The organism is Ohtaekwangia sp., from assembly GCF_036568665.1.
Classification (GTDB): Bacteria; Bacteroidota; Bacteroidia; order Cytophagales; family Cyclobacteriaceae; genus Ohtaekwangia.
In genome coordinates this window covers 1-5,958 of record NZ_DATCSD010000436.1, presented here as the reverse complement: position 1 = coordinate 5,958, position 5,958 = coordinate 1, and the positions used below count along the sequence as shown (strand labels likewise).

Here is a 5,958-nt window from a genome sequence, read left to right as displayed (position 1 = left end):
TTCGATTCGTTATAACGCGTATCCAATGCTGTGATCTTATAGTATACATTCTTATCGAGTGAACGTATATTGATTGTATCCTGGTAATCTACGCCCTTTAAGAAGGTGTGTGTTACCTGCGAGTATTCGGATGATTTATAGAGTGAGCGATATACTCGATAGCCTACCAGATCGTCTTCGTTATTCGCCCGCCACTGCAAGTGTACGAGACCGGTTGTATCTACTATACCGGTAAGTCCCATCGGTGCTGAAGGCGGTATACTATCTTCCAGCTGAACCAGTATCGGGAACGAATTGATCGCCTGTCCGTCATTGGTAAATGCCGACACCATATAGTAATTGGTTGGTCGTGGCGTAGGATCGGTATAGGTCAGACTTCCCGGAGTAATGTTATCTTTTACAACATCATACTTACCCGTAACTGAATTGGACCGGAAGAGTTTGAACCGGCTAACTTCTGCTATTTTATCGCGAGGCTCCACTTCCCATTCCAAATGTACCTGTTGATTATTGACTACCTGCGAACGACTGATTTGTACCTGGAAGCTGCTCTTGTCTTTTCCCATACCTGATGCCGTTTCAGAAGCAGGTCCTTTTTCTCCGAAGGCATCTATACCCCGCACCCTGTATATATAGCGCTTGTTATTCTGCGACAGTGAGTCTGCCCTGTATATATAGGGAGAAGCCTGCGCACGTTCCGGAGCTGTCATCACAAATGGAAGCTTGTTGATCGGGTTGAAAGTCTTCCCGTCATCTTCCGATTTTTCTACGATATAGCTGTTGTAGATGCGCTCGTGATAGGCTCTGTTCCAGCTCAGGTTTACTACCTTATCACCAAACGTTGCTTTCAGATCCAATGGCTGTGGCAATTCATATTTATCATCTGTGCCTATATATACTATACCGGTATCTATTTTTATCGGTAATGCTTTGCTGGGGTATATACGGTATAGATACCGCTCGCCTGGTCGCACAGCTCCGTCTTCAAAACCCAGTGCGGCAGCTTTCGCTACTTCAAAAGATTGATCGGCCACAAACAACAAAAAGGAAAAACGCAGTTCCTGTTGCTTCGACATGTTCATCATCTCTACAACATCACTTTTACCTTTGGTGTTGGTAACAGAAAAATCATCACCGTATAGAGACTGCGCTCCTATAGCAAAGTAATCGTCATTCGCCACACGAGGTTGCCATGCTGTGGCGGGCCACGGCTTCAACGGTTGTGATGTAAGCTGGCTTCGCTCCGGTATGGGCAATAGCGCTCCGTTGCGTGAAACAGTGATACGCTCGATCGTGACACCATTCTTTACCAGGTATTGCCACGCTACATCATTGTCTGGTCCCCAGCGTAATTGTATCTTTTCCTTCGAAGGTTTAGCAATGGCATAGATTCGCCCGCGCTGCTGCTGCGCAAAGGAAGTACTCACTCCTACCAGCAAGAGCATCAGTAACAAAATATAGTATATACGAAAGGTCATTCTTTTTAATTCATTACGGTTTGATGGTGTTCGTCATCTGTATCACTTGTGTTGATGTAACAATGTCTTTGCCCGGCAACACATACTGTAATTTTACTGCATACGTTCCATCCGCTATAATCGGGAATGGCGACAGCAGCAATGATTTAACCCGATCGCTCGCAGCCCCGGTATTGATATACTTGTTCACCATGCGACTCTGTATATCACGGAAATCGTATTCCATATAGTGTACAGCGTTGTATATAAAGGCTCCTTCATTCGTGCTGAAGCTGAATGTATTTGCCTGCACATCGTTATCGCTCATAACAATGTTGGAAGGATACTGACGGATATAGGATACATTCTTCACCGGAAGTACTCCTTCCACTTCGGGTGAACGCCACGATATAGTACCTATACCATCCAATGGATAGCCATCGTAGATCAATGGATTAATCTGGTTGTCGTAATAAGGATTGTTCGATACGATCGACTCAAAGCGTACAAGAGCTTTCGTATCATTATCACCATATATTTCCGACTGACTGAAGAGTTCGCTCGCATTTACGGTTACTCCTAACTCGTGAACGAAATTACGTATCTGTCTTCTCCACGCTGGCGAATACTGAAGTCCATTAACTTTCTGTGCGAACGTTGCATACTGACTGGTTCTGAAGTGCGTCTGGAAGAATGTTTTCTCCTGTAGTATCTCCAGTGTACCCTCTGCTTTTTTACCTTTCATTTCAAGGTCTACACTTTGATCGCCTCCCACTTTCGAAACATCATCACTTACATTCTTATCAACTGACGTGCTCGCACTGGCCGGCATATTTACCAGTTCAATAGAATATACCGCTCCATTCTCCAATGACTTTGGTATTTCAAAGCTCACTTCGCCTGACTGATACTGAATATCTACCAGCGATGTTGTACCGTTGGCGATGAAGCGGCCTTTTTGCTTCCACTTGCTGTCGAGGTTGAAGAGATACGGCTGATCTTTCTTCAGCTTGATATACCCTTTATCATATTCTTTGCTATAGAAGTTCACCTGATTGATCTGCGGATAGCTATAGGCAACGTTATTCAAAGGAATATAGTCAGGAGCTGTGCCGGTAGTAAAGGCTGTCTCCATCGAGTGAACTACTTTTTTACCGTCTACTATAACAGGCTTCCATATACCGCTGGCAAATTCTTCGAAGCTAACCTGTACTGATGCTTTCAGTTCTTTTTGTGGTGGCAATGTTTCGAATGAATTGAATGCCGCTACATCCAGGCTTTCGTTCCATTCAATAGAACCAGGAATCTCGCGCGTACCATCTTTAATACCGAAGTACTCTAATTTTACACGGAAAGATTTAGGTTGCTCATCTATATCTACCAGGTTAAATGATTTACCTACAGCAAAGTTGAATACAGACTGTGGTGCGTTGAATACATCTATATCTTTCACACCATTATCCGGTGTTATCTGCGCGATCACCTTCAGATCTTCCACTACACTTCCTTCGCGTTCAATTTCACACTTGTCTCCCAGTGTAACCTGGAATTTACATTGTCCGCTTACAAGACCACCTAGAACACTGAAGTGTCCGCCTACTGTACCCTGCATCCATATAGGGTTGGGGAGCTGCGCCTGTAACAATACGGCTGCCCCTATACTAAGTATACTTATGTTTCGTTTGAAGCCGAATACTTTTACACGTATACCTACATCTCCATCAAAGTATGCATACGCTTGTCCGTTGGCATACCATCCGTTTATACCCAGCGTTCCGCTCTTGCCTTTACATTTTACATCACCGTAATCTTTCAGCATGATATCGAAACCAAGACCTGCCTCAAACTTCGCATAGAACATGAGGAAGGTAAGATCACCGGTATTTATACTCAACGCAGCACCGAAGCCAAATCCTCCGCCAGTACCCAGCGCGTTGAGGTCTTTCATATAGTCATAGTCGCCACCGCCCAGTATGCGTGTTACTTCTTCCGGTGGTGGCGGACTCTCCAATATCTTCGATCCTACCATGAAATAGCTGGTAGCACTTGCGCGAATCGAACCAACTCCCAGACTTATACCAACTCGATCAGACGGTGTACCTACATATACATACCATTCATGCGGAGCAAAGTGCAGTACTGACCATCCGGCTCTACCGTTGGGGCCAACACCTTTGATCAAGCCTCCGGCTACATTTACAAATACTTCAAACGTTCCATGCAATACGCTGTTCTCAAAGTCATAGTCGATCATCACCTTCGCAGAGATCTGTCCTTTCTGACCAGCTTTATCTCCAATCTCACCAAAGATCTCGGTCATGGAATTTTCGTTGCCGGCACTCTTTACAAGTCCCATGGTTGCATCAGACATCTGGCCTTCCATTTTCTTCACAGCGCCCACCATTTTACCGGCAGCACCTTTCATCTTGTCGAGGTTAAGATCAAGTCCCGGAGTGATGAGGTATCCGTTTCCACCCAATGCTATATATCGCACACCACCACTTTTAAAGAACGATATCTCGAAGGTTACATCGGCATTGAATGCTTCCGGCTTCGGATAAGAACCTATACTAACAATGGCTTTCAAACCTAATCCTGATTTTGAATCGGGTACATATACTACACCTGACGATGTTCTTCCCAGGTCACTGCCAATACCCTGATTGTCCATCTTCATAGCATAGTATGCGCCACCGCCAAAACCATATATACCTACACCGGTGAAGATGGGTATACCGGAGGGGAAGTTTACCATAGCATCGGCATACCAGTAGCGCATACCCGTTACGTTACCGAAGATGGCATTCGCTGAAACTTTTATACCAGGTGTAAATTCGGCTTTGACTGATCCATTAAAGCCATCGCCGTACATAACATCGTTACGGTAAAATTTCAATCGACCGTTGATCTTGAAAGCTCCGCCATCTATATCAACACCGATCTCATTTACCAAAATCTCTTTATACTTCCAGCTTTGTAATCCTTTGCCGGAATCCATATTGCCGACCAGTGTAAGGCCAGCGTCTGCTGCAAAAGATCCGGCACTCTCTCCTACCAGATTCAGTTTTAATTTAAAATCCAAACCAACTTCGGTATCGGATATACTTCTCAATCCTATATCGTTGATGCTGATCGGGAAGCCGGCCATCTTTTGTTGCAGGGCTTCTGATCCGAATGAGAAGTTCCCAACTTTGATATAGGGCTTAACGGATTGGATCTCCAGGTTCTCGAAAGTGATGTTAGCCAACTCTACACCTTGTCCTCCCTGACTCAGCTTGGCTGCTATAGTCATCTGTCCGTGCAGGTTTGCCTTCGGCAGGAATTTACCGTCCTGTATTTTTATCTCGAGATAAGAAGCATCGTATATCTGTACGTTGCCCGCACCCCACAACGGGAAAGTCATGTTACTGGCAGGAGAAACATTGAAGAGATAATTACCGCCTGTACTAATGAGTGCGGAGTAATCGAATGGTTGATCTTCTTTACCGATCGGTATAACAACGCCACCCGAGAAACCTGCCTGCACAATTTGATTGGCACGCAACTCGATGGCTAGGGAATCCAGTGAGAATGCCCAGCCATTCATATCACCTTGATTGAGCGGTATAAGATTGGTGCCGGTAAATTTACCGGTGATACCCATGTTATCGATCAATACATTTTCGGCAGAGAACGTTGTGCGAGTAGTGGCACCTTTCTTCTGCAACTCCGGAGGAAGACTAACGGTGAGCTGACGCAGGTAAAAGCCTCTCCATAAATTTGGATTGTCTGGTAAAAATTGTGTTGACTGATATCCTGTCGGAAAAACTACAGCGGGTGCGTTGCGCAGATCACTGAAATCAAAAACAGCATCGCGTACACTGAAGCCTACACCATTCAAACCATTTACCTGGAACGGAGGAAGATCGATCTGCACCACAAGATCATTCCATCCACTCAATACCGTTTTAAAACTTGTCTGTACATTGCCTGTACCAACTGAACCATTCGCATTTTCCGGACGAATAAGATCGCGCGAGAATTTTACTTCGGCATCCAGCGATAACTCACGGAAGCCATCGCAGTCCATAACAGCATATGTACCCTGGCCGGAAGATGTACCTTTCAATACAAGTTGTACTTTATCGCCATTGAAATTTATAGCGTAGTCGCCCAGCAGTTCAAGTTTAGCATCGCCTACTATACCGGCATTTTTCGAGAACTTGATACCACGTGCCATGAAGGTAAGCACCTGGTTATTTTGTGGCACTTCGAATTGAAGGAATACATCGAGTTCTGCATACGCAGGTTTTAGCCGGATCGCGTTGATCGCTATATCGTACGTTACGCCACCAAGTGTTTTCGATATACCTACCGGTAGTTCTACTTTACTTGCCTGATCTATATTGGTGATGAAGTTCTGTGTCTCGCGTACTTTGGCAAACAACGTACGCGCGAGATCAATATACCGCTGAATAGAATCGTTCGAAGCTGTAGCAGGCGTCATGCCTTCTTCGAGTAT

At 45.0% G+C, this 5,958-nt stretch carries 2 protein-coding genes; both read right to left on the bottom strand.

The features are described from left to right. Positions 1–1,478 (bottom strand): hypothetical protein (locus VIN08_RS25690; RefSeq protein WP_331971789.1); only part of this gene is annotated, 1,478 nt, incomplete at its 3' end. A gap of 13 nt (positions 1,479–1,491) precedes the next feature. Further along, a partial coding sequence (locus VIN08_RS25685; RefSeq protein WP_331971786.1) for a hypothetical protein occupies positions 1,492–5,958 on the bottom strand: 4,467 nt, incomplete at its 5' end.